This window comes from Caballeronia sp. HLA56 (assembly GCF_054655155.1).
On sequence record NZ_BAAHOB010000003.1, the window covers coordinates 828589 to 851572 of the forward strand.

At 62.5% G+C, this 22984-nt stretch carries 23 protein-coding genes; 14 read left to right on the top strand and 9 right to left on the bottom strand.

Annotation, left to right across the window (positions count from 1 at the left end):
• The first annotated feature begins 2 nt into the window (after nucleotides 1-2).
• The 11 genes from ACYQ47_RS15685 to ACYQ47_RS15735 all read left to right on the top strand — a co-directional run bounded on the left by ACYQ47_RS15685 (nucleotide 3) and on the right by ACYQ47_RS15735 (nucleotide 9808).
• Complete coding sequence (locus tag ACYQ47_RS15685) at nucleotides 3-776, top strand: ABC transporter permease (protein WP_244831428.1); 774 nt, start codon at nucleotides 3-5, stop codon at nucleotides 774-776.
• Nucleotides 764-1549 (top strand): ABC transporter ATP-binding protein, encoded by a 786-nt coding sequence (locus ACYQ47_RS15690; RefSeq protein ID WP_244831429.1) that lies wholly within the window; start codon nucleotides 764-766, stop codon nucleotides 1547-1549. The genes ACYQ47_RS15685 and ACYQ47_RS15690 overlap by 13 nt, the downstream gene beginning before the upstream one ends.
• A 113-nt stretch (nucleotides 1550-1662) precedes the next feature.
• A complete protein-coding gene (locus tag ACYQ47_RS15695) occupies nucleotides 1663-2850 on the top strand; it encodes an NAD(P)/FAD-dependent oxidoreductase (RefSeq protein ID WP_250469925.1) in 1188 nt (395 codons plus the stop codon).
• Nucleotides 2831-3439, top strand: coding sequence for a HutD/Ves family protein (locus ACYQ47_RS15700; RefSeq protein WP_459905899.1), 609 nt, complete (start codon nucleotides 2831-2833; stop codon nucleotides 3437-3439). The genes ACYQ47_RS15695 and ACYQ47_RS15700 overlap by 20 nt, the downstream gene beginning before the upstream one ends.
• Before the next feature lie 46 nt (nucleotides 3440-3485).
• Nucleotides 3486-4235, top strand: coding sequence for an electron transfer flavoprotein subunit beta/FixA family protein (locus tag ACYQ47_RS15705; RefSeq protein WP_459905900.1), 750 nt, complete (start codon nucleotides 3486-3488; stop codon nucleotides 4233-4235).
• A 14-nt stretch (nucleotides 4236-4249) separates the two neighbouring features.
• Nucleotides 4250-5191, top strand: a complete 942-nt coding sequence (locus ACYQ47_RS15710; protein WP_309965008.1) for an electron transfer flavoprotein subunit alpha/FixB family protein — start codon at nucleotides 4250-4252, stop codon at nucleotides 5189-5191.
• A 169-nt stretch (nucleotides 5192-5360) separates the two neighbouring features.
• The gene (locus ACYQ47_RS15715; RefSeq protein WP_309965011.1) at nucleotides 5361-6110 is read left to right on the top strand and encodes an IclR family transcriptional regulator; all 750 of its coding nucleotides are present in this window, start codon (nucleotides 5361-5363) and stop codon (nucleotides 6108-6110) included.
• Nucleotides 6111-6150: 40 nt separating this feature from the next.
• Nucleotides 6151-6924, top strand: coding sequence for a transporter substrate-binding domain-containing protein (locus ACYQ47_RS15720; RefSeq protein WP_459905901.1), 774 nt, complete (start codon nucleotides 6151-6153; stop codon nucleotides 6922-6924).
• A gap of 17 nt (nucleotides 6925-6941) precedes the next feature.
• Nucleotides 6942-7610 carry an amino acid ABC transporter permease gene (locus ACYQ47_RS15725; RefSeq protein ID WP_250469534.1) on the top strand — a complete coding sequence of 223 codons (669 nt, stop codon included), beginning with the start codon at nucleotides 6942-6944 and terminating at the stop codon, nucleotides 7608-7610.
• Nucleotides 7607-8371, top strand: coding sequence for an amino acid ABC transporter ATP-binding protein (locus ACYQ47_RS15730; RefSeq protein ID WP_244831437.1), 765 nt, complete (start codon nucleotides 7607-7609; stop codon nucleotides 8369-8371). Before ACYQ47_RS15725 ends, ACYQ47_RS15730 begins: the two co-directional genes overlap by 4 nt.
• A gap of 36 nt (nucleotides 8372-8407) precedes the next feature.
• On the top strand, nucleotides 8408-9808 hold the full coding sequence (locus tag ACYQ47_RS15735; protein WP_459905902.1) for a formimidoylglutamate deiminase: 1401 nt from the start codon (nucleotides 8408-8410) through the stop codon (nucleotides 9806-9808).
• 86 nt (nucleotides 9809-9894) lie between these two features.
• Here the strand turns inward: ACYQ47_RS15735 and ACYQ47_RS15740 are convergent, their stop codons facing one another.
• The 6 genes from ACYQ47_RS15740 to ACYQ47_RS15765 all read right to left on the bottom strand — a co-directional run bounded on the left by ACYQ47_RS15740 (nucleotide 9895) and on the right by ACYQ47_RS15765 (nucleotide 17151).
• Nucleotides 9895-10737 (bottom strand): IclR family transcriptional regulator, encoded by an 843-nt coding sequence (locus ACYQ47_RS15740; RefSeq protein ID WP_250494786.1) that lies wholly within the window; start codon nucleotides 10735-10737, stop codon nucleotides 9895-9897.
• A gap of 73 nt (nucleotides 10738-10810) precedes the next feature.
• Nucleotides 10811-12352, bottom strand: a complete 1542-nt coding sequence (locus ACYQ47_RS15745) for an AMP-binding protein (protein ID WP_459905903.1) — start codon at nucleotides 12350-12352, stop codon at nucleotides 10811-10813.
• A 57-nt stretch (nucleotides 12353-12409) separates the two neighbouring features.
• The gene (locus ACYQ47_RS15750; RefSeq protein ID WP_250469538.1) at nucleotides 12410-14191 is read right to left on the bottom strand and encodes an ABC transporter permease subunit; all 1782 of its coding nucleotides are present in this window, start codon (nucleotides 14189-14191) and stop codon (nucleotides 12410-12412) included.
• A 10-nt stretch (nucleotides 14192-14201) separates the two neighbouring features.
• On the bottom strand, nucleotides 14202-15263 hold the full coding sequence (locus tag ACYQ47_RS15755; RefSeq protein ID WP_459905904.1) for an ABC transporter ATP-binding protein: 1062 nt from the start codon (nucleotides 15261-15263) through the stop codon (nucleotides 14202-14204).
• A gap of 10 nt (nucleotides 15264-15273) precedes the next feature.
• Nucleotides 15274-16335, bottom strand: a complete 1062-nt coding sequence (locus ACYQ47_RS15760) for an ABC transporter substrate-binding protein (RefSeq protein ID WP_250469540.1) — start codon at nucleotides 16333-16335, stop codon at nucleotides 15274-15276.
• 54 nt (nucleotides 16336-16389) lie between these two features.
• On the bottom strand, nucleotides 16390-17151 hold the full coding sequence (locus ACYQ47_RS15765; protein ID WP_250469541.1) for an enoyl-CoA hydratase/isomerase family protein: 762 nt from the start codon (nucleotides 17149-17151) through the stop codon (nucleotides 16390-16392).
• A 338-nt stretch (nucleotides 17152-17489) separates the two neighbouring features.
• On the opposite strand from ACYQ47_RS15765, the gene ACYQ47_RS15770 reads away from it, so the two are divergent.
• On the top strand, nucleotides 17490-17750 hold the full coding sequence (locus tag ACYQ47_RS15770) for a hypothetical protein (protein WP_459905905.1): 261 nt from the start codon (nucleotides 17490-17492) through the stop codon (nucleotides 17748-17750).
• 192 nt (nucleotides 17751-17942) lie between these two features.
• On the opposite strand, the gene ACYQ47_RS15775 is transcribed toward ACYQ47_RS15770, so the two are convergent.
• Together ACYQ47_RS15775 and ACYQ47_RS15780 are read right to left on the bottom strand one after the other, a co-directional pair.
• Complete coding sequence (locus ACYQ47_RS15775) at nucleotides 17943-19277, bottom strand: MFS transporter (RefSeq protein WP_244831439.1); 1335 nt, start codon at nucleotides 19275-19277, stop codon at nucleotides 17943-17945.
• An 85-nt stretch (nucleotides 19278-19362) separates the two neighbouring features.
• Nucleotides 19363-20148: an SDR family oxidoreductase gene (locus ACYQ47_RS15780; RefSeq protein WP_309845815.1), complete on the bottom strand. Its 786-nt coding sequence runs from the start codon at nucleotides 20146-20148 to the stop codon at nucleotides 19363-19365.
• A 600-nt stretch (nucleotides 20149-20748) separates the two neighbouring features.
• Between ACYQ47_RS15780 and ACYQ47_RS15785 the strand changes: the two genes are divergently transcribed.
• On the top strand, nucleotides 20749-20985 hold the full coding sequence (locus tag ACYQ47_RS15785; RefSeq protein ID WP_459905907.1) for a Flp family type IVb pilin: 237 nt from the start codon (nucleotides 20749-20751) through the stop codon (nucleotides 20983-20985).
• 50 nt (nucleotides 20986-21035) lie between these two features.
• Here ACYQ47_RS15785 and ACYQ47_RS15790 read toward each other — a convergent pair whose 3' ends face one another.
• Nucleotides 21036-21920: a LysR family transcriptional regulator gene (locus ACYQ47_RS15790; RefSeq protein WP_250469544.1), complete on the bottom strand. Its 885-nt coding sequence runs from the start codon at nucleotides 21918-21920 to the stop codon at nucleotides 21036-21038.
• 123 nt (nucleotides 21921-22043) lie between these two features.
• Between ACYQ47_RS15790 and argC the strand changes: the two genes are divergently transcribed.
• Entirely contained in the window at nucleotides 22044-22982 is a 939-nt protein-coding gene (gene argC, locus ACYQ47_RS15795) for an N-acetyl-gamma-glutamyl-phosphate reductase (RefSeq protein WP_250494792.1), read from the top strand.
• Nucleotides 22983-22984 lie beyond the last annotated feature (2 nt).

A 22984-nucleotide genomic window follows, 5' to 3' on the forward strand; every position in this document is an offset into this window, starting at 1 on the left:
GCATGGCATCCGACAACAAATGGACGAAGCGCGGCGGGCTTTTCGTCGTCAGCGCCTGCTCGCTGATCGGCTTTCTGCTGCTCTGGGAACTCGTGTGCCGCGCGGGTTTGGTCGATGCGGTGTTTCTGCCCGCGCCGTCGCAAGTGCTGAGCCGCGGCATCCGCATGTGGAATCAGCATACGTTGCTCGATAACGTGCTGGCCTCCATACGCCGGGTCATGGTGGGCTTTCTCGCCGCGGCGGTCGTGTCGATACCGCTCGGCATTGCGCTCGGCACCTCGCGCGTGGCGCGCGCCGTGTTCGACCCGCTGCTGTCCTTCCTGCGCCCGCTGCCGTCGATGAGTTGGATACCGCTGTCGCTGCTGTGGTTCGGCATCACCGAGACGCAGAAGTACAGCATCGTCTTCATGGGATCGTTCGCGCCTGCCCTTCTCTATGTGATCGACGCCACGCGCAACATCGACCCGATCTTCGTGCGCGCGGCGCGCAATCTCGGCGCGAACCGCTGGCAGGTCATGCGCGAAGTCATCCTGCCGGGCTGCATGCCGCAGATCCTGTCGGGCATGAAAGTGATTCTCGGCCTCTCGTGGACCTGCGTGATTTCCGCCGAACTCGTCGCCGCGCAGCAAGGGCTCGGCTTCATGATCATGAACGGCCGCGAATTCTTCCAGACCGATACGGTCGTGCTCGGCATGGTGCTGATCAGCATCACGGTGCTCATCACGGATGGCTTGTTCAGGCTCATCGAACGCGGAGTGCTCGCATGGCAACGATAGATGCCCCCATGATTCGCCTCGAAGGCGTGGCGAAGTCCTTCGGCGCGTTGCAAGTGCTCAAGGAAGTCGATCTCGATGTCGCGAAGGGCGAGTTTCTCGTGCTGCTTGGCGCGTCGGGTTGCGGCAAATCGACGATGCTCAACATGATCTCCGGCTTCGAGCCGCCGACGCAGGGCCGCGTGCTCGTCAATGGCCGCGAAGTGAAGGATGTCGAGCCGGCGTGCGGCATGGTCTTTCAGCAATACGCGCTGTTTCCGTGGAAAACGGTCAGCGAGAACGTCGCGTTCGGGTTGAAGATGCGCGGTGTCGGCCGGGCTGAAAGGCGTGATGCCGCGCGTCGCTATATCGAAGCCGTGGGGCTGAAAGGCTTCGAGGACAGCTATCCCGGCGCGCTTTCGGGCGGCATGAAACAGCGCGTGTCGATTGCGCGCGTACTCGCCAACGACCCGGACGTGATGCTGCTCGACGAACCCTTCGCCGCGCTCGACGCCATGACGCGGCAAGTGCTGCAGGAACAGCTTCTGTCGATCTACGAGAAGAGCGGCAAGACGATCGTCTTCATCACGCATTCGATCGACGAAGCGCTGCTGCTCTCCACGCGCATGATCGTGATGGGCGCGAAACCGGGGCGCATCGTGCAGGACATCCGCAACGACCTGCCCTTGCCGCGTACCGCCGAAGTGCAGCTATCGCCTGCGTATCTGGAGATGAAGAAGTCGATCTGGGAAACGGTGCAGGCCGAAGTCATGCGAGGCCTGGAAGGCGCTGGCTGACGTTCGAACGCGCCGGTACTGCTGCTATCCATCGCTTTTGCTTATGAAGCGCTCGCGATGGCGGCAACCCGGCACACTGCAAACATCATCCGCATGAGAAAGGAAGCGCGACAGTGAATACGTACGATGTAGTGGTGATCGGCGCGGGCGTGATCGGCAGTTCCGTTGCGTTTCATCTGCAAAAGCTTGGCGCCAAAAGCGTGCTCGTGCTCGATCGCGCGACCATCGGCGCGGGCACGACGTCGCAATCGTCGGGCATTTTGCGCACGCATTATTCGGTCAAGGAAAACGTCGAACTCGCACGCAAGTCGTGGGCCGTGTTCAACGATTTCGCGGGCTACGTCGGCGACGATGAAGCCTCGTGCGGACTCGTGAAGTGCGGCTACATGATCGTCGCGGCCGATGGCGACAAGGTCGAACCGCTGCGCGCATCGCTCGAACAGCAGAAGCAGCAAGGCATTCCGCTCGAATTGCTCGATGCTCGCCAGGCTCACGAGCTCATGCCCATCGCGCAGTTCGACGACGCCGCGTTGATCGGCTATGAACCCGAGGCGGGCTTCGCGGATGCATATCTCACGGCGACCAGTTTCGCTCGCGCGGCGCGGCGCGGCGGCGTGACGATCCGCGAGAACGTCACCGTGAACCGCTTGCTGATCGAGCACGGCAAGGTGAGCGGCGTTTCGACGAGCATCGGAGATTTTTCAGCGGCAATGGTCGTGAGCACGCAGAACATCTGGACCCCGGAACTCGCCGGATGGACCGGCCGCACACTGCCCGTCTCGCCGGAGCGTCATGCGGTGCTCGCGCTCGAATGCGAGGGCGCGGCCTACACCTACACCATGCCGGTGTTCAAGGATCTGGCCTCGCCCGGCATGCTCTATTACCGCTGCTATGGCGGCAATCAGATGCTCGTCAGCGAAGGCACCGCCGGAGAAAAACTCGCCACGGCCGATACCGAACAGGGCGACATCTCGATGGACTATGTCGTCGAGGTCGGCGCTCAGGTCGCCGAACGGTTTCCCGCATACGAAACGGCGGGCATTGCGTCGTCGTGGACGGGCGTGTACGACGTCACGCCCGACTGGAATCCGGTGCTCGGCGCGCTGCCCGGCATCGAAGGGCTCGTCGTCGGCTACGGCTTTTCGGGGCACGGCTTCAAGCTCTCGCCAACGGTCGGCAAGGTGCTTGCGCAAGCCGCACTCGGCTTGCAAACCGATGTCTCGCTCGCGCCTTACTCGATCGAACGCTTCGAGACCGGCGCGCTGCTCACTGGAAAGTACGGTGTCGGCGCCGTCTCCTGAAGCGCGCGCGCCCGAGGGCGTCGCCATTGCACCGCTCGCGTCTTTTGCGCCGCAGGCGTGGCGCAACGGCGGCGGCACCACGCGCGCGCTCGCGGAAGATGCGGAGGGCGGCTGGCGCATCAGCCTGGCCGACGTGGAACGCGACGGTCCGTATTCGCGCTTTCCCGGCATGACGCGGCAATCGCTCGTCATGACCGGTGCGGGCGTCACGCTGCAAGACGACGCCGTGCAATGTCACTTGCGGCGCGGTATCGCCATGGAATACGACGGCGGCGTTGCGTGGCAAGCCACGTTGCACGACGGCCCTGTTGTCGCGCTCAATGTCATGGCGTTGCGCGGGCGCTATCGAGCACGCATCGAGCCATTGCGCGACGCCGCGTTCGTGCCCCTCGAATGTGTCGCGCTCGTGCTGACGATTAATGGCCGCTGCCTCGTCCACGCTGCCGACAGCGACGACGAGATCATGCTGGCGGAAGGTCACGTGTTGACGCGCATGCCGGGCGCGCCTGCGCTTCATCTCGCGCCTCGGTCGTCGGGAAGCGATGCATCGATTGCGCTCGTCCTCGTCGAGCCCGACAGTCGGCGCTGATCCGCGCGGCTCTTTTCGAATCATTCAAGCAAGGAGATATGCACCCATGAAAATTCTGGTGCCAGTCAAGCGCGTGGTCGACTACAACGTGAAGGTCCGGGTGAAGTCGGACAACACGGGTGTCGATATCGCCAACGTGAAGATGTCCATGAACCCGTTCGACGAGATCGCCGTGAAAGAGGCGGTGCGTCTGAAAGAAGCGGGCGTGGCAACCGAAGTGATCGCCGTGTCGTGCGGCGTCACGCAATGCCAGGAAACGCTGCGCACGGCGCTTGCAATCGGCGCGGATCGCGCCATTCTCGTCGAGTCCGCGGATGAGTTGCAGCCGCTTGCCGTCGCCAAACTGCTCAAGGCATTGGTCGATCAGGAAAAGCCCGAACTCGTCATCCTCGGCAAACAAGCAATCGACGACGACTCGAACCAGACCGGACAGATGCTCGCCGCGCTGGCAGGCTTGCCGCAAGCGACGTTTGCATCGAAGGTCGTCGTGGCCGACGGCAAAGCCACCGTGTCGCGCGAAGTCGATGGCGGCGCGGAAACGCTGTCGTTGAAGCTGCCCGCTGTCATCACCACCGACCTGCGCCTGAACGAGCCGCGTTATGTGACGCTGCCCAACATCATGAAGGCGAAGAAGAAGCCGCTGACGGTCGTGAAGCCGGCCGACCTCGGCGTGGATGTCGCGCCGCGACTGAAGACGCTGAAGGTCGTCGAGCCGCCCAAGCGCAGCGCAGGCATTACGGTGCCGGACGTGAAGACGCTGGTCGAGAAGCTCAAGACCGAAGCCAAGGTCCTGTAACGGAGACGCACGAAATGACGATTCTGGTAATTGCGGAACACGACAACGCGTCCATCAAGGCCGCGACGTTGAACACGGTAGCGGCGGCGGCAAAAATCGGTGGCGATATCCATGTGCTGGTCGCGGGTGCGAACGCGCAAGGCGCGGCCGATGCGGCAGCCAAGATCGCAGGCGTATCTAAAGTGCTGCTTGCGGATGCGCCTCAACTCGCCGAAGGTCTGGCCGAGAACGTCGAGGGCACGGTGCTGAATATCGCGAAGGACTATTCGCACATCCTCGCGCCCGCGACGGCCTATGGCAAGAACATCGCCCCGCGTATCGCGGCGCATCTGGATGTCGCACAGATCAGCGACATCACCGCCGTCGACAGCGCCGATACCTTCGAGCGTCCGATCTACGCGGGCAACGCTATCGCGACGGTGCAATCGAGCGATCCGATCAAGGTCATCACGGTCCGTGCAACGGGCTTCGATCCGGTGGCAGCAGAAGGCGGCAGTGCATCGATCGAGAAGATCGAAGCGGCAGCCGACGCTGGCATCTCGTCATTCGTCAGCCGCGAAGTCACGAAGCTGGATCGGCCGGAACTGACTTCGGCTTCGATCATCGTGTCGGGTGGACGTGGTCTTGGCAGCGGCGAGAACTACACGAAGGTGCTCGAACCGTTGGCCGACAAGCTTGGCGCCGCAATGGGCGCATCGCGCGCGGCGGTGGATGCCGGCTACGTGCCGAACGACTATCAAGTGGGGCAGACGGGCAAGATCGTCGCGCCGCAGTTGTACGTGGCCGTTGGTATTTCGGGTGCCATTCAGCATCTGGCCGGGATGAAGGACAGCAAGGTCATCGTCGCCATCAACAAAGATCCGGAAGCGCCTATTTTCAGCGTCGCGGATTACGGCGTCGTCGGCGACCTGTTTTCGCTCGTGCCGGAACTGACTGAATCGATCGACATGCGCTGACCCAGGAGGCGTATCGGGCAAACCTTGCCGCGCCTCGCGTGCATGACCCCCTTTCGTTCGACTAAAAACCTCACCTTCATTCCCAATCGCTGGGAATCCCTTTTTTGTCCGCCGGGAGCGATGTGGCATTCTGCGCTCATCGACATCGCCTTTCCGGCTGGACATCACAGTGAAACGGGAATCTAACGTCACCGGCGCCGAGCGCTTGCTGCTCGTGCTGACCGCGCTCGCTAGCCACGGCAAGGCCATGTCCGCGAAGGACATACTCGCCGCCACCGGTCTCGCGCAGAGCACGCTTTATCGGCAAGTGGCGTTGCTCAAACGCTGGGGCTTCGTCGCCGAGGACGCCGGTTTTTACGCGCCCGGCCCGATCAGTCTTCAACTCGCGCTCGGCTTCGACGTCAATTCGCTGCTGGTCGAAGCGAGCCGCGAAGGCATGCTGAAGCTCGCGAACGCCACGCAGGAAAGCGTCGGCCTGATCGTCGCCGTGAACGATCAGGTGATCTGCCTCGAAATGATCGAGAGCACGCAGTCGTTGCGCTGCTCTTTCGAAAAGGGACGCTCGGTGCCGTTGCGCTCGGGCGCATCCGCCAAGTCGCTGCTCGCCTTCATGGCCGACAAACTGCGCGCCGAGACGCTGGAGCGTCTGTTCGCCAACGACGATGCCACCCGCGCCGCCCTCGAAACCGAACTGGAGCGCATTCGCTCGCGCGGCTTCGCGGTGAGCGAAAGCGAAGTCGATCCCGGCGTATGGGGCGTAAGCGCGCCCGTGTTCCGGCGCGCGTCGCGCAGCGCGGGCGCGAGCGCATCGATCACGCTGATGGCGCCCTCCTCGCGCGCGGCAGGCCGGGAGCAGCAACTCGCGGACTGGACCGTGCGCGCCGCCAATGCCATATCCGCGCGGCTGCAGGCCGCCTGAACCGCCAATCAACGACAGACCACACCCCTGGAGCCACGCCATGAAAATCAAGAACCTGCTTTCCGCCGCGAGTTTCGGTATCGCCATGATGATTGCCGCGCTGCCTGGCGCCGCGGCCGCGCAAGACTCGAACGTTTTGAACGTCGCCACGGACGCTACCTTCCCGCCGATGGAGTTCGTCGACAAGGGTCAGCGCACCGGCTTCGATATCGACATCATGAACGCGCTCGCCAAGAGCATGGGCAAGCAGATCCAGTGGACCGATATCGACTTCAAGGGACTGGTTCCGGGTCTCGTCGCCCATCGTTTCGATGCAGCCATCTCCGGCATCTACATTACGCCGGAACGCGCCCAGGTGATCGATTTCACCCAGTCGTACTTCGCGGGCGGCCTGTCCGCACTGGTCAAGGCGGATTCGCCGATCAAGACGCTCGCCGATCTCAACGGCAAGAAAGTGACGGTGCAGGTCGGCACGAAATCGGTCAACTTCCTGCGCGACAACTATCCGCAAGTGCAGCGCGTGGAAGTGGAAAAGAATCAGGAGATGTTCGATCTGGTCGGCATCGGCCGCGCGGATGCCGCCGTGACGGGCAAGCCCGCCGCATTCCAGTTCGCGCGCACGCGCCCCGGCTTTCGCGTGCTGGACAAGGAGCTGACGACCGAGGCATATGGCATCGCGGTGCGCAAGGACGAGCCGCAATTGCGCGATCAGATGAACGCCGCGCTCGTCAAGATCAAGGCGGACGGCACCTACGACGCGATCGTGAAGAAGTGGTTCAGCGCAAGCGCCGGCACGACGGCAAGCGCGAAGTAAGCCGGCGGACCTGAACCATGCAACTCGACTTCACGCCAGCCTTCGCCGGTTGGGACGATCTGGCGCATGGCGCGCTCGTCACGGTGGAAGTGACCGCCGCCGCGCTCGTGCTCTCGTGCCTGCTCGGACTTCTGATCGGCATCGGCCGGCTCTCGCCGCAGCGGCGCATCGTCTACGGCTTCTGCACCGGATATCTGATCTTCTTTCGCGGCACGCCCCTGCTCGTGCAACTGTTTCTGCTGTTCTTCGGCCTGCCGCAGTTCAATATCCTGCTGCCTGCCTTCGTGTGCGGCATGCTCGGGCTCGGCCTGTATTCGGCGGCCTACGTGTCGGAGGTCGTGCGTGGCGCGATTCAATCGGTGGATCGTGGACAGATGGAAGCTGCGCGCTCCATCGGCATGTCGGCGGGTCAGGCCATGCGAGCGATCATTCTTCCGCAAGCCGTCGTGCGCATGATTCCGCCGCTCGGCAACGAGTTCATCGCGCTCATCAAGAACTCGGCGCTGGTGTCGCTTCTGACCATCGACGATCTCATGCACGAAGCACAGAAGATCATCAGCGTGTCGTACCGGTCGCTGGAGGTGTATCTCGTCGTCGCGCTCGTCTATCTCGTGCTGACGCAGACGACGAACTACATTCTTCATCGCGTGGAGCGACGGCTGCGCGCAGGAGGCATGGTGCAATGAACAGCGCCCAACCCATTCTCAGCATTCGCGATCTCACCAAGTCGTTCGGGACGCATCGCGTATTGAACGGTATCGACTTCGATATTGAGCCGAGTCAAGTTGTCGTGGTGATCGGGCCAAGCGGCTCCGGCAAAAGCACGTTTCTGCGCTGCTGCAACGGTCTGGAGCAGCCCGAGCGCGGAACCATCGACATCTGCGGGCATCGTCTCGTCGATCAGGGAACCATGCTCAAGGAGCGCGCGCTGAATGCGTTGCGCACGGAAGTGGGCATGGTGTTTCAGTCGTTCAACCTGTTCCCGCATCTTTCGGTGCTGCACAACATTACCGTGGGACCGCGGATGTTGCGCGGTGCATCGAAAGCAGATGCCGAAACGGCCGCGCTCGGCCTGCTCAGGAAAGTCGGCCTCGAACACAAGGCGCATGCCATGCCCGCGAGTTTGTCGGGCGGCCAGAAGCAGCGCGTCGCCATTGCGCGGGCGCTGGCCATGCAACCGCGCGTCATGCTCTTCGACGAACCCACGTCCGCGCTCGATCCCGAACTCGTCGGCGAAGTGCTTCAAGTGATGAAGCTGCTCGCCGCCGAAGGCATGACCATGCTCGTCGTCACGCATGAGATGGGCTTTGCGAGAGAAGTGGCGGATGTCGTCGTCGTGATGGATGGCGGCGAGATCGTCGAGGCAGGCCCGCCCTCGCAAATCTTTTCGACGCCCACGCAGCCTCGTACACGCTCGTTCCTGCAAGCGGTTTTGTCGCGTGCGTGAATGTTTCACCGATGCCCGATACCGAGTAGTCCGCTCATGAATACACCCACGAAATCACTCTTTGCGGCGCATGCGCTTTTGCCCGAAGGCTGGCGCACCGACGTGCTGCTCGAATGGGACGCCACAGGTACGCTCGTGGCGGTCACACCCGATAAGCGCGATGCGCCCGCGGGCGTCGCGCGTGCCGCCGGACCGGTCATTCCCGGCATGCCAAATCTTCATTCGCACGCGTTTCAGCGCGCGATGGCCGGACTCACCGAGTATCGCGCGAACCCGACCGACAGTTTCTGGAGCTGGCGGGAACTGATGTATCGCTTCGCCGCGCGCATCACGCCCGAGACGCTCGGCGCCATTGCGCGCTGGCTGTATGTCGAGATGCTCAAGGCTGGTTACACGTCCGTCTGCGAGTTCCATTACGTGCATCACGCGGAGGATGGAACGCGCCATGCAAACCCCGCCGAGCTTGTGCAACGCGTGGTGGATGCGGCGAGCGAAACCGGCATCGGCATGACGATGCTGCCGGTGCTCTATCAGTTCAGCGGCTTCGGCGAAGAGCCGCCTCGCGACGATCAGCGGCGCTTCGTCAATACCACCGAAGGCTATCTCGATCTGCTAGCCGCGTTGCGTCATGCCCGGCCCGAACACGGCGCGCTGCGATACGGCGTCGCGCCGCATTCGCTGCGCGCGGTGTCGGAGGCGTCTCTGCGCGTCGTCATCGAAGCGTTGAACGACATCTCGCCTGACGCGCCGGTTCATATCCACATCGCGGAGCAAACGGCGGAAGTGGATGCTTCGCTTGCCGCGCTGGGCGCGCGGCCCGTGCAATGGCTGCTGGATCGTTTCGACGTGAACGCGCGCTGGTGCCTCGTGCATGCGACGCATATCGACGCCAGCGAAACCGCTGCGCTCGCGAAAAGCGGCGCCATTGCGGGCCTGTGCCTCACCACCGAAGCGAATCTCGGCGACGGGATTTTCCCCGCGAACGAATACCTCGACGCAGGCGGCGCTTTCGGTATCGGCTCGGATAGTCATGTCGGCGTGGACTGGCGCGCGGAACTGCGACTGCTCGAATATGGTCAGCGTCTGTCGCGGCGGCAGCGTAACGTGCTGGCATCGCACGAAACGGCGCAGGTTGCCGATCGCCTGTTTCGCGACGCCCTCGAAGGCGGCGCATGCGCGACCGGCCGCGCAGTCGGCGCGCTCATGCCGGGGGCGCGCGCGGACTGGATTGTGCTCGACGCCGATCATCCGAATCTCGCGGAACAGACGAGCGCGACGTGGCTCTCTTCCGTCGTATTCTGCGAACACGGCGAATCGCCCGTGCGCGATGTGTTCGTTGGCGGCGAGTGCGTGATCCGTGAGCGTCGGCATCGCGATGAAGCGCGGCATTATCGCGACTATCGTGCGGCGCTTGCGCGGCTTTTTGCCGGCGCTTGAATCTACACAGTATCGCTGTTGTGCCCGTCGTTGGAGGGCGTGCCGATCGTCGCGCTCCAAGCGGCGTCGAACGTATCCGTTGCGGCTTATTCGATGCGCCTGCGCGTGGAAATGGCGGACGCCGTGGAAATGACGAGGTCCGCGAAGCGCTTTTCGTCGCGATCGGCCTGCCAGCGCGAACGCGCCACCGCAATGTTCACCGCGCCGATGCCTCGTCCGTGCGCATTGGTGATGGCGGCCGCGGTGGAGATGTCGCTGACGAAATATTCGTCCTCCGTGTGCGCATAGCCCTGCTTGCGAATCTGTGCAACACGCTCCTTGATCTTGCGCGGCTGATACACCGTCGAGGCCGTATAGGGCACGAGGTTGGTACGCGAGAGAATGTCGTCGATCTCGCCGTCGGCGAGCGTGGCGAGGATCGAGAGACCGGGCGCCGTGCAATAAGCCGGCAAGCGCGAGCCGGTGATGACGTGCGCGTTGAACACGTTGCGGCTCACGATGCGCAGCACGAAAACGATGTCCGTGTCGTCCAGCACGGTGAGATTGGTGGCCTCTTCCGTCTCGGATCCGAGTTGCTGCAGATACGGCGTGGCGCGGCTCACGAGATCGTTAGACGTGAGGTAGTGATAGGTGAAGTCCAGCAGCCGTGGCGACAGTTCGTACTTGCGGCTGTCGGGGTCCTTGAACAGATAGCCGAGCGCCGCCAGCGTAAAACTGAAGCGCTGCGTCGCGCTCATGTCGAAGCCCGTGATGGCCGAGATTTCCGAAAGCGACAACTGCCGCTTGCTACCGTCGAAAGCCGTGAGCACCTTCATGGCCTTTTCGACGGACTGCACGTACAGCGACGACGCAGTTGCGTCCACCGCCTCGCCCGCCCCTTTCGCGGCGGCGTTCTTGCGTTTTCGCGGGGCTTTGGACTCGTCGCTCATCTCTCGTATGCTTTTGTCGTCGATGGCAAAATTATCGCATAGCCCTATTACCCTATCTGAATGCGATAACTCCTCAGGCTTTCACGCTGGCCAGCCAATCCCACGCGTCTTCCACGCTGCGCGACAGCAGATGCTTCTTGATGCGTTCGCTCGCCGTCAGTTCGAAGCCCGGCACCGCGCGGTAATAACGCGGCAACTGAAAACTCGCGAGGCGCTCTCGCGCCCATAAGTGCAGCGTTTCCCAGTCCACCGGCTCGTCCTTGAACTGCACGTTGAGCAGAATGTCCTGCTCGCCGACCGCCGACGCCACGCCCATCGCAGCGCTCAACCGCACCGCCGGATGCGTCGCGAAAACGCGTTCGATCTCCCATGCCGACACGTTCTCGCCGCGCACACGCATGCTGTCCGTCTGCCGGCCGACGAAATACAGATCGCCATCGGCGTCGCGGCGCGCGCGATCGCCCGTGTGCAATTTGCCGTTGCGAAGCGCAGATTTCGTCGCTTCGGGATTCTTCAGATACGCTGGCAAAAAGGTCCCTTCCACTTTGCTCGACAACACGATCTCACCCGCCTCGCCTGGCGGCACCGGCTGGCCGTGTTCATCGAGCAATTCGATATCGAGCCACGGCAGCGCGCGGCCGATGGACCCCGGCTTGCCGGTAACGTTCGCGGTAGCGAAGCTGGAACACTCCGTCATGCCGTAGCACTCGCGCAGACGCACCTTGAGGCGCGCTTGTATCGGCTCCCACGCGGACGCGCTCACGCCCGCGCCCCACGCCACGCGCAACGAATGCGCTGAAGGCTGCGCGGCTTCGGGCAACTGCATCAGGATATCGAGCACGCCGCCAAGGTAATGCAGTTGCGTCGCGCCCGCGCGCTCCACTTGCGGCCAAAACTGCGAAGCCGAGAAGCGCGGCACCGCATGCAGTGTCACCGGTTCGAGGAACGGCAGCAACAGCATCTGCGCGCCGCCGATGTGGCACAGCGGCTCCCACAGGAACAGGCGGTCGCCCTCGCGCACGTCGGCGACACGCAACGCCGCTTCACTCGCAATGCGCATCATGCGATGCGTGAATACGACGCCCTTCGGCGCGCCCGTCGTGCCGGATGTATAGATGATGCACAACGGCGCGTCGACGGGGATCGCCGGCGTGGCGAACGCGGCGTTCGTATCCGCCGCATCGAACGCGGGCAGGCGCGTGCGTTTGGACATGCCGCAGTCGATCGATGCCGTGATCGCGTCGAACTCGCCGTCGATGACGAAGAGTTTCGGTTCTGCATGTTGCAGCAGATAGTCGAGGCCCGACGCGCGCAACTTGATGTTCACCGGCACCCAGACGAGGCCGCTCAACACGAGTGCGTAAATCAGATGAATGTGTTCGGGACTGTTGCCGAGCATCACCGCGACGCGATCGCCCGGCACGAGCCCCTGACCCGCGAACCAGCGTTGCAATTGCACGATATGACGCGAGGCGTCCGCGCACGAGATTGCATGATCGTCGAAATGCACGACGGTGCGCGCGGGCGTGGCGCGCAATCCGGCCGCGAGGAGCGGCGCGCAATCGAGTTCGTCGTTCGCGTGCCGGTGGCCAAAGTATTCTGAATAACGATGCATGTTCGAATCGGGTTATGGACTGCTTTTATGGCTGGGTGTCGCTGAATGGTGTCGAAATCAGCGCGCGCGGCGCTTGATCCACGACGACACCGCCACCACCAGCGCGATCAGCACGATCAGCGTGGTCGATACCGCCGCGAGCGTGGGCGTCACGGCCAATTGGATGTCGTCCCACATCTGTTTGGGTAGCGTCGAGTTGATGCCGCCGCTCACGAAGATCGCAATGGTGAGATCGTCGAAGGAAACCAGAAATGCGAACAGGAACGCCGCCGTCACGCTCGCCATCAGAAGCGGCAGCACGATCGACGTAATACGCCGCAGCGGCGATGCGCCCATGACCCGCGCGGCATCGTCCAGACGCCAGTCGAAGCGCTGGAAGCCGGCTGCAAGCGTCACCACCACGTAGGGAATAGCGAGCACCGTATGCCCGATCACGAGCCCGAGGTTGGTGCCCGTCAGCCCGAAGCGTCCGAACAGATACAGGAGCCCGACCGCCACCACGATACGCGGCACGATCAACGGCGCGACCAGCAGCGCGAACACCGGTTTGCTGGCGCGGCGCGGCATGCGCGTCATCGCGAGCGTCGCGCCGAAGCCGAGCAGCAGCGACAGCACCGCGGTGCCGAATCCCACTTCGAACGATCGGATGATCGCGCTGTGCCACACGGGCGAATCCATGAAGGTGCCGAACCACTTGCCGCTGAAAAGCTTCGGCGGGAACGCGATGTAGTCGCTCTTCGTGAACGCGTACGGAATCACCGACAGCACCGGCGCGACCAGCACCACCATGATCGCGCAGGTGTAGACGCCGAGCGGACTGGCTGCGCGCGCGGCGGTATCCGCATGCGGATTGCGGCGCATGAGAAACGGCGCGAAGAGGCGGCCGGCCAGCATCAGAACGGCGAGCTTGATGCCTTGCGCCCGCGAGCCGCGCGAACGCTCGGTGACTTCGCCCGTGAGCGAAGTCAGGCCGACCATGCGGTCATAGACGAAGAAGATCACGATCGAGCAGACGAGCAGCACGGTCGAGAGCGCGCCGGCGAACCGCATGTCGAAGAGTTCGAGCACGGACGAGATCACGAGTTGCGCGATCATCGTTTCCTTCGGCGAGCCAAGCAGCGCCGGCACGATGAAGAAGCCGAGACTCGAGATGAACACGAGCAATCCCGCCGCCGCGACACCCGGCGACGACAAGGGCAGAAACACCGTGAAAAAGCTCATGCTGCGTTGCGCGCCGAGCGTTTCGGCGGCTTGTGTCAGACGGTCGTCGATACCGCGCATCACAGGCAGCATGGTCATCACGGCGAGCGGCATCATGGAATGCACCATGCCGATCAGGACGCCGGTCAGCGATGGAATCGTACCGCTCGTTTCCCGCACGAGACCGAGCGACAGCGCGATGGTCGACAGCACGCCGGTCTTGGAGAGCAGCAGCATCCACGCATAGGTTTTGACAAGGTAGCTGGTCCAGAACGGCAGCATGATCCACAACAGCCAGCGTTCGCGCACGCGCTCCGACAGACGGCTCAACATGTACGCAACCGGATAGCCGAGCAGAATGGACAACGCCGCCGTCATGAACGAGATGCCGAACGTAATCCACAAAACCTTGGCATAAACCGGCGTGCGCGCGATGCGTTCGAACTGCGAGAAACCGTATTGCCCGTCCGCGCCGACGAGTCCGCCTTGCAGAATCTCGCCGACCGGCACGATGAAGAACACCAGCAGGAACAACAAGGTCGGCACGATAGGCAAGATGCGCAACGTGCGCGCGGTCCACACGGACCGGCCGCGCCGCGAGCCTTCGTTCTCGCGTTGCGCGTGAAGTGCGATGGTCATATGCGCGTCCTCAGCCGTGCAGCAACGTGGTGCGATACGGGTCCCACACGAGGCCCACCCTTTCACCGATGCGTGGCGACAGGCTGCGCTCGCAGCGCACCGTGATCTCGCTGCCGTCGTTCATGGCGAGTTGCACGCGCGTATCGCTGCCGAAGAAAACGACATCGGCGATGGTGCCGTCGATGAAGCCGCTCTTCGGTTCCACGAGGCGCGGCGCCTCGGGACGCAGCAACAGCGTGTGGCGTGTCGACGGTGCGACTTGCGCGTTCATCGGCAAGGGAATGCGTCCGCCGGCGGCAAGCAGAATGGGCTCGCCGCCCTTGCCGCGCATGTCGTCGAGCGCGCCTTCCAGCAGATTCGAGTGACCGATGAAGCCCGCCGCGAATCGCGTCGCCGGGCGGTCGTAGAGATCGGCGGGCGTGCCTACCTGTTCGATGCGCGCCTGATTCATGAGGCAGATGCGGTCCGAAAGCGTGAGCGCTTCGTCCTGATCGTGCGTGACGTAGACGAAGGTCGCGCCAAGCTCTTTGTGCAGACGGCGGATTTCCGACTGCATATGCTCGCGCAGCTTCTTGTCCAGCGCGCCGAGCGGCTCGTCCAGCAAGATCACCGACGGACGATACGCAAAGCATCGCGCCAGCGCGATACGCTGCTGCTGGCCGCCCGACAGTTCCTTCGGAAAGCGCTTGGCGTATTCGGTCATCCGCACCATGGCGAGCGCGTCGTCCACGGCGGCGCGCACGTCCTCGCGCGACTTGCGCCGCATGCGCAGACCGTATGCGACGTTGTCCCACACGCTCATGTGCGGAAAGAGCGCATAGCTCTGAAACACCATGCCGATGCCGCGCTTGCCCGGCTCGACATGCGTCACGTCGCGGCCATCTATCTCGATACGCCCCGCGCTCGGCGCAACGAGCCCGGAGATCATCTGCAACAACGTGGTCTTGCCCGAACCCGAGGGACCGAGCAGCGTCAGGAACTCGCCCGCCTGCACGGCGAGGTCCGTCGCTTCCAGCGCGATGGCGTCGCCATAACGCTTCGCGATGCCGATTGCCTCGAGTTTCGAGCTCATCTTCCGCTCCTTACGAAATGATCCACGAATTGAACCGCTCGGTGACTTTCTGGCGATTCTCTTCCCACCATTGCGGACTCGGCAGCTTCATGTCCTTAATGTTTTCCGGCGCCGTCGGCAACAGCGCGGCACGCTCCTTGTCGATGGTCTCGAACGACTTCTTGTTGGTCGGTCCGTAAGCCAGCGTGCGGGTGAGCGCGGCCTGGCGCTTCGCATCGGCGCAAAAGCGCACGAACTGCCTGGCTGCATCGGCGCGCGGCGTGCCCTTCGGAATGCCCCAGCCCTCGATGGAATACAGGCCCTGATTCCACACGATGTTGACCGGCGCGCCCGAATCCTTCGCGGCTTGCGCGCGGCCATTCCAGGTCGAGATCATGTCGACGTCGCCGCTCTGGATCGCCTGCATGGCCTGCGCGCCCGAGGTCCACCAGATGGCGATATGCGGCTTGATCTTGTCGAGACTCTTGAAGGCGCGATCAACGTCAAGCGGATAGAGCTTGTCGAGCGGCACGCCGTCGGCCAGCAGCGCCTGCTCCAGCGTGTCGAGCGGACTGCGCCGCAGGCAGCGGCGGCCGGGAAATTTCTTCACGTCCCAGAAATCCGCCCACGACTTCGGGCCGTTGTCCTTGAACTTGTCGGCGCGATAGGCAAGCACCGTCGAATACACGTCCACACCAAGCCAGTTCGGCGTGATCGCCTCGGGCATGATGTCCGGGAAGTCGCTCGCCTTCAGCCCGATCGGTTCGAGCAGCCCTTTCGACTCGAGATACGGAATGTCGGCGGACAACGTGAGCGTGGTCACGTCCCACACGTAGTTCTTGGTTTGCACCATCGCCGCGAACTGCGCCACCGGTTGCGATTCGCGCGCGACGCTCACCACCTTGATGCCGGTGGCTTTCTCGAACGGATCGTAGAAGGCCTCGCGATACGCCGTCGTGTACGGGCCGCCCGGGTCCGACACCACGATCTGCTTACTCTGCGCGCGTGCTGCAAGCGGCATTGCGCCAGTTACGGCTAGCGCAAGCGCGCCTTGCAGGGCGCGGCGTCGCGTCGGGTTGAAGTCTTGCGTCATGTTTCAGGTCTCCCGCACAGGGATTGAAAAGGAACGGCTCGGCTTCAGCCCGATTTATTTGGCGCGCTTTTTGAAGAACGCTTCCATCATGCGAGCCGGCTCCCCGGAGTCGTACGCTTCGCGCTGAATGCGCATGCCCGCTTCGATGCAATCGACGAAACCCGGCTCCGTCATCTCGCGAAAACGCTGCTTGTCCAGACGCATGGCAACCGGTGGCTTGTCCGCGAGTTCGGTGGCGATTTCGAGCGCCTTCTCGAACACCTTTTCTTCCGGCACGAGGTGATGCATGAGACCGATGCGGTGACACTCCTCCGCGTCCATCAGGCGACCGGTGAGCGTGAGTTCGATGGTTCGCGACATGCCGAGCATCGAGTTCATGATCCACGGACCCGTCGTGCTGGCGATACCCGCGTTGATTTCCGGCTGACCCATGCGCACGCCCGGATGACCGACGCGAATGTCGCCGAGCAGCGCGACCTGAAATGCCGAGCCGGCGGCCGTGCCGTTGAGCGCCATGACGAGCGGCTTCTGAAGGCCGCGCAGCGCGGCGTAGTAGCGCTGCCATTCCTTGACCCATTCCACGGCGCGCTCGCCGTCGAAGTCGTGCGCTTCCGACAGATCCTGCCCCGCCGAAAATGCGCGGTTGCCGGCGCCGGTCATGATGATCGCGGCGACCTGATCGTCGTCGTTGTAGCGATCGAGCGCGTCGATGATCTTGTTGCGCATCGGCGTGGTCCACGCGTTGAGGCGCTCGGGACGATTCAGCGTAATGACCGCCACGCGGCCATGACTGGAAAACAGGACGTCTTCACTCATAATTATCGCATCGCAATAGTTGATGGTGAATGGCAATATAGGCCGATCAAAATTACGATGCAAGCGGGTTTACGAGATGGACTGCGGCCGGTTGCCGAGAGACGCTTGCGCTTAGGCGTTGAGCCGTTGGTCAACGCATCGCAACACGGCGTTCTCGCTAACCGCTCTGCACGAAGAATGCGCATGGCCCGCATGGCGGCGATGAACCGCGCCCGCCGCGTACTGACCGCGCACGGTGTCGCAGGCGATATCCGCGACCGACATGGCCTGCAGCGACTTAGACGTTTTTAGGGGTTGTCAACGCGGGCTCCTTCTCCGGCGCCGCGCGCCAGAAGAAGTTGGAGCAGCCGGCCGTAGCGAAGACGGTTGCGCACATGGCGGAACGTCTAGGCGCGCGTCTGCCGCTGCGTTCGACACGAGGGCTCGCGCCGGCGGAAGCCGGTCAGCGCTTTTATTTGCACGCGCGCCGGACCATCGAAGAGGCGGAGCAAGCCGAGCAGGCGGTGCGCGATTCGTCGGACGGTTTTTCCGGAAGACCGCGCATGGGCGCGGCTGCGTGTCTCGCCGGCGCTCAAGTCGTTCCTCGATCGACGCCTTGACCTCAGCGTCGACATGGTTCTCGAAGAAGGCGTCGATGTTGCGTTGCAGGTGCGGAACGCGCCGGAGCAGTCGCCAATACGACTCGGGATGCTGGCGGCTAGATGATGGATGGATCGCTTGACGCAGTGAGTGGCTCGCGTGGGAACGAGGCGTGGACCACTTTCCAGGTTCCCACGCCTCGCGCCGTATTTTTAGTTTTGTCCTCGCGCTACCACGACATCGCGGAACCGAATCTTCCGGGGCAATCCCCACGCGATGAGCACGGCCGTAATCGCGCACACCACGGCGATTGCATAGAGTCCCATCGACGGGCTCCCCAGCAGGTCCTTGACCTTGCCGACCATATAAGGCGCAACGATGCCGCCGAACTGTCCAAGCGAGTTGATCAACGCAAGCCCGGCTGCTGCCGCGGCACCCGTCAGCATTCTGGCCGGGAACATCCAGAAAATGCCGAACGAAGCGATGACACCCGTAGCGGAGATGCTGAGGCCGAGCACGAGCAACACCGTATGGCCGGGCCATGTGGCGCTGATCAGATAGCCGAGTGCCGCCGCGATCGCGCAGCCGGCCAGATGCCAGCGCCGCTCACCGGTACGGTCCGAACTATGACTGATGAGCACCGTGCCAGCCATTGCCGCGAGATAGGGAATCATCGTGATCAGACCGATGATGAGCGGGTCGCTCGTGCCCGCGCTCTTCACCAGTTGCGGCATCCAGAAGAGGAAGCCGTAGATCCCCATGCACAGCCCGAAATAGATCAGTGAGAACAAGTAAATCACGGGCCAGCGCAGCGCAACGAGGAACGAATGCGTGCTGTCGACCTTGCGGTCGCGCGAGAGGATCGAGGCAAGAAGCGTCTTCTCCGCAGGCGTCAGCCACTTGGCGTCTTCCATCCGGTCATCGAGCACGATCAGCACCACGATGCCGAGCAGAACCGACGGCAAACCTTCGAGCAAAAACAGCCACTGCCAGCCGGGCATGCCGTTCAAGCCATCGAAGAACTTCAGGATGCCGCCGGAAATCGGGCCACCGATGATTCCGCACAGTGCAATCGCCCCGAAAAAATACGAGTTCACGCGACCGCGCCGTTCGGCGGGAAACCACTGCGTGTAGAAGTAGAGCACGCCCGGCACGAACCCGGCTTCGAGTGCGCCGAGGAGAAAGCGCAGGATATAGAACCAGGTTTCGTCGCGCACGAACATCATTGCCGCCGACGCGATGCCCCACGAAATCATGATGCGCGCGATCCAGCGTCGCGCACCGGTGCGCACCATGATCGCGTTACTTGGAATCTCGAACAGCAAATAACCGACGAAGAACACGCTTGCGCCAAAGCCGTACGCGGCGTCGCTGAAGCCGAGTTGGGCCTGCATTTGCAGCTTGGCGAAACTGATGTTCACGCGATCGAGGTAAGCAACCACGAAGCAGGCGAGGATCAAGGGAACGATACGTCGGGTTACTTTATTGAAGAGGTGCGCCTCGGCAGCGGTATCCATCTCCGGTATTTCGGTCAGCGTTTCGAGCATACCTGTCTCCATCGATTTGTTTTGTCTTCTAATTGCGGGGCACCGGTTTCCAATCAACCAGTACACGCTGCGCTCGCCCGATTGTCTAGCCGCGTCCTATGAACGGCATCTTGGTTGCCATCACCGTCATGAACTGCACGTTCGCGCCGGGCGGCATGCTTGCCATGTAAGCGACGGATTGCGCCGCATGCGCCAAGTCCATCGTCGGCTCCGGCGCTCGCTCGCCGTTTGCCTGAAGAACGCCACCGGCCATTCCCGCGGCCATCTCTGTCAGAACGTTGCCGAAATCGATCTGACAGACCGCGATGTCGTACTTGCGCCCGTCCAGCGCGCAGGCCTTCGTCAAGCCACTGACTGCGTGCTTGCTTGCCGTGTAATCCGCGGAATGAAGACGCGGCGTATGTGCCGACAAGGAGCCGTTGTTGATGACCCGGCCGCCCGGCGGGTTATTTGCACGCATCCGGCGAAAGGCGGCTTGCGTGCACAAAAGCGTGCCGATCACATTGATATCGAGCATCGTGCGAAAGCGCTCTATCGAAAGATCCTCGACCGACACGCCTTCCACGCCCACTCCCGCGTTGTTGAAAAGCAGATCGAGGCGACCGTAGCGCTCCTGCACCGTGTCGAAGAGACGTTGTACCGATGCCGAGTCGGTGACATCGGTGGCAATGGCCATCAACTTGCTGGCGGATTCGGGAACGTGTTGCTCGTAGTCTCGAATGACCGCGTCGAGCGCCTCTTGCCGACGTCCGGCGAGCGCGACACACCAGCCATCGTTCGCGAGCGCGTGCACCGTTGCCCGACCAATACCGCTGCCTGCTCCCGTGACGATGGCTACGCGCAATGTCTTCTCTGTGTCGTGTCGAGTCATGACGGCTTCTGTTTGTTCTCGTCTGCGGTTGGCCCGGAGCGGTTTATCCGGCATGGATAGGCACTTATGACTTTGCAGTGAATCTAGCGAAAACTTTACAGGCCGGGTACTGAGACTTTTTGATAGCGGTATGACTTTGCGTTATACCGGACGCTGTCGATTCACACTGCAGATGACGGCCCATTCGGCGCGAGAGCCAGTCCCCGTCTGCGTTCCCGAGGCGGCAACCACCCCGTAATCCGAATCGAGAACTTCCCTGCTTTGTCACAATCGCCCTTGCGCATAAGGGAATGTGCGTAGTACGACCGTATCGTTTCGAAAAGAATGGTTCGGCGGCTCGCATATCGATTACGAGCCAGCTTGCGCAACCGCGGTTTCGGTAAAAAGGTGCGCCCCCGACGCCACGGCGGAACAAATCCCCTCTCGCTCATTCATGTTCTATCGCCGGGAGCCGTTATTGGATACATGGAGCATCGCATCAGGCACTGTGCGCTCAAGCGACGCTTCATACCTAGAGCCTGAACCGTAGGCCCGGGTACACGATGAAGCTTCTGCGCATTCAAAACCTTCGGATTCGTCAACTGAGAGAGACGACTACCGATGCAGACGACCAATCGGTACACCGGGCAAAGACACCACAACTTTGAACCCGAGGATCAAATCATGACGCACTTCTTCAAGCGCTATCTCAAGGATACGCGCGGCATTACCGCGATTGAATATGGCCTGATCGCCGGCGTACTTGCGCTCGGCATCATGACGTCCGTCAGCGGCGTCGCCACTCAACTGTCGACCACCTTTTCCGCCATCACGACCAAGCTCTCTACGATCCACTAAGCGTGGTCGGCGTTCTCTTCGGGAGTTTCGTGAGCCTCGACCCGGCAACGCTAGGCCAGTCGTAGATCCCACAAGACATCGAGTACCTGTCGAGTGGTGCGCTCAACGTGCCCCACACGGTGTGCAATGCCTAGCCGACGCCACAACGCCGGGCGCAGCGGACGCATGACGACGCGTCCGTCGGGCGATGGCGTCGTCGCCTCATGCGGCAGAAGCGCCGCGCCGTAACCTGCCGCCACGAGACTCTTGATCGCGTCGTTGTAGTTCAGCTGAATGCGCGGCGTCGGATGATGACCCGCCGTCGCAAACCACTCCGCTGTCAGACGCGAGAGACGCGTAGTCGCATCATTCAATATGAGAGGCCGAGCGGCCAGCCAATCAGGCGTGACACGGGCGGGACAACGCCAATGCGCGGGCACGAACGCCATCACCGGGTCGCGGCGCCAAGGCTTTATCACGAGTCCGGCCACGGAGAGTTGAGGCAGCGCGACCAGCCCGACATCCAGTCTCCCATCCGCCAATTGGGACAGCGTTTCATGCGACGTGAGCACCGCAAGCTGAATATCGATTGCGGGATTGTGCTGGCGCAACACGTCGAGCGCTTGCGGCAACAAGTGCGCGATCACACCAGTCGATGCACCGAGCCGCACCCGCCCTTCCAGTCCCTGCACCTGGCGTTCGATATCGTCCAACGCCTGCTCCGCATCGGCCAGCAGCCGACGCGCGCGTTCCACCAGCAACTCTCCTATTGCCGATGGCCTGACCTGCCCGCGCTTGCGTGACAAGAGCGGCGCCCCAATGCGGTCTTCGAGTTCAGCGACATGCAAACTGACCGTCGGAGGCGCCAGATGCAGAGCGCGCGCTGCATCGGCAAATGAGCCCCGCTCGGCAACCGCGATGAGAGTGCGCAAACGGTCAAGGCTGATCTCTCGCATGTTGGCGTCCAAATTCAGAAAAGTTGAATGTTCAAGTCATGAAATTCGAATTTTCTTATTCTAACGATTGGATGAACATAGGCGCTCGTTCTGCTCGTTACCACCACTCGGAGTATCTCGCGTATGAGCGCCCCCATTGTTTTCATCGATGGCGACCAAGGCACCACCGGATTGCAAATCCACGAACGGCTGCGTGATCGGACCGACATCACGCTGTTCACGCTTGCCGCCGAAGAACGTAAAGACTCACGCCGTCGCGCGGAAGCCATCAACGCCTGCGACATTGCAATTCTTTGTTTGCCCGATGCCGCCGCACGCGAGGCAGTGGACGCTATCGTCAATCCTGCCGTCAGAGTCATCGACGCGAGTTCGGCCCACCGCATACAGCCGGGCTGGACATACGGCTTTCCGGAGATGACGGCAGGACAAGCCGATCGCATTGCAAGCGCCCGTCGCGTCACCAATCCCGGCTGCTATCCGACAGGGGCAATTGGCTTGCTGCGTCCGCTGTTGCAGGCCGGACTGATACCAGGCGGCTATCCTGTCAGCATTCATGCGGTATCCGGCTACTCGGGACGCGGTCGTGCCGGCGTGGAGAAACACGAAGGTAAAGATGCCGTCAACGCGCCTTCATTCCAGGTATATGGTCTGGAGCTCGCGCACAAGCACACGCCGGAGATCCAGGCGCATGCCGGACTCGCGCAGCGCCCGATTTTCGTGCCTGCGTATGGTGCGTTTCGCCAGGGCATTGTGCTGACGGTGCCGTTGGAGTTGCGGCTGCTCGCATCCGACGTGGATGGCGCCACGTTACACGCTTGCCTCGCGCGCCACTATGCGGACGCGGCCCACGTGCATGTCTTGCCGCCGCATGAATCGAGCGTTTTGCGGCATCTCGATCCTCAGGCGCTGAACGGTACGAACGACATGCACCTGAGCGTATTTTCCAACGTGGAACACGGGCAGGTTCTGCTGTCCGCGGTGTTCGACAACCTTGGCAAAGGGGCATCCGGCGCTGCGGTCCAGAACCTGAACCTGATGCTTACGCGGCAATGCCAAGGGTGAAC

Coding starts and splice junctions, on each gene's coding strand:
- ACYQ47_RS15685 (WP_244831428.1), top strand. CDS start 3: ATGGCATCCGACAACAAATGGACGAAGCGCGGCGGGCTTTTCGTCGTC.
- ACYQ47_RS15690 (WP_244831429.1), top strand. CDS start 764: ATGGCAACGATAGATGCCCCCATGATTCGCCTCGAAGGCGTGGCGAAG.
- ACYQ47_RS15705 (WP_459905900.1), top strand. CDS start 3,486: ATGAAAATTCTGGTGCCAGTCAAGCGCGTGGTCGACTACAACGTGAAG.
- ACYQ47_RS15710 (WP_309965008.1), top strand. CDS start 4,250: ATGACGATTCTGGTAATTGCGGAACACGACAACGCGTCCATCAAGGCC.
- ACYQ47_RS15720 (WP_459905901.1), top strand. CDS start 6,151: ATGAAAATCAAGAACCTGCTTTCCGCCGCGAGTTTCGGTATCGCCATG.
- ACYQ47_RS15725 (WP_250469534.1), top strand. CDS start 6,942: ATGCAACTCGACTTCACGCCAGCCTTCGCCGGTTGGGACGATCTGGCG.
- ACYQ47_RS15730 (WP_244831437.1), top strand. CDS start 7,607: ATGAACAGCGCCCAACCCATTCTCAGCATTCGCGATCTCACCAAGTCG.
- ACYQ47_RS15735 (WP_459905902.1), top strand. CDS start 8,408: ATGAATACACCCACGAAATCACTCTTTGCGGCGCATGCGCTTTTGCCC.
- ACYQ47_RS15740 (WP_250494786.1), bottom strand. CDS start 10,737: ATGAGCGACGAGTCCAAAGCCCCGCGAAAACGCAAGAACGCCGCCGCG.
- ACYQ47_RS15745 (WP_459905903.1), bottom strand. CDS start 12,352: ATGCATCGTTATTCAGAATACTTTGGCCACCGGCACGCGAACGACGAA.
- ACYQ47_RS15750 (WP_250469538.1), bottom strand. CDS start 14,191: ATGACCATCGCACTTCACGCGCAACGCGAGAACGAAGGCTCGCGGCGC.
- ACYQ47_RS15755 (WP_459905904.1), bottom strand. CDS start 15,263: ATGAGCTCGAAACTCGAGGCAATCGGCATCGCGAAGCGTTATGGCGAC.
- ACYQ47_RS15760 (WP_250469540.1), bottom strand. CDS start 16,335: ATGACGCAAGACTTCAACCCGACGCGACGCCGCGCCCTGCAAGGCGCG.
- ACYQ47_RS15765 (WP_250469541.1), bottom strand. CDS start 17,151: ATGAGTGAAGACGTCCTGTTTTCCAGTCATGGCCGCGTGGCGGTCATT.
- ACYQ47_RS15775 (WP_244831439.1), bottom strand. CDS start 19,277: ATGCTCGAAACGCTGACCGAAATACCGGAGATGGATACCGCTGCCGAG.
- ACYQ47_RS15780 (WP_309845815.1), bottom strand. CDS start 20,148: ATGACTCGACACGACACAGAGAAGACATTGCGCGTAGCCATCGTCACG.
- ACYQ47_RS15785 (WP_459905907.1), top strand. CDS start 20,749: ATGCAGACGACCAATCGGTACACCGGGCAAAGACACCACAACTTTGAA.
- ACYQ47_RS15790 (WP_250469544.1), bottom strand. CDS start 21,920: ATGCGAGAGATCAGCCTTGACCGTTTGCGCACTCTCATCGCGGTTGCC.
- argC (WP_250494792.1), top strand. CDS start 22,044: ATGAGCGCCCCCATTGTTTTCATCGATGGCGACCAAGGCACCACCGGA.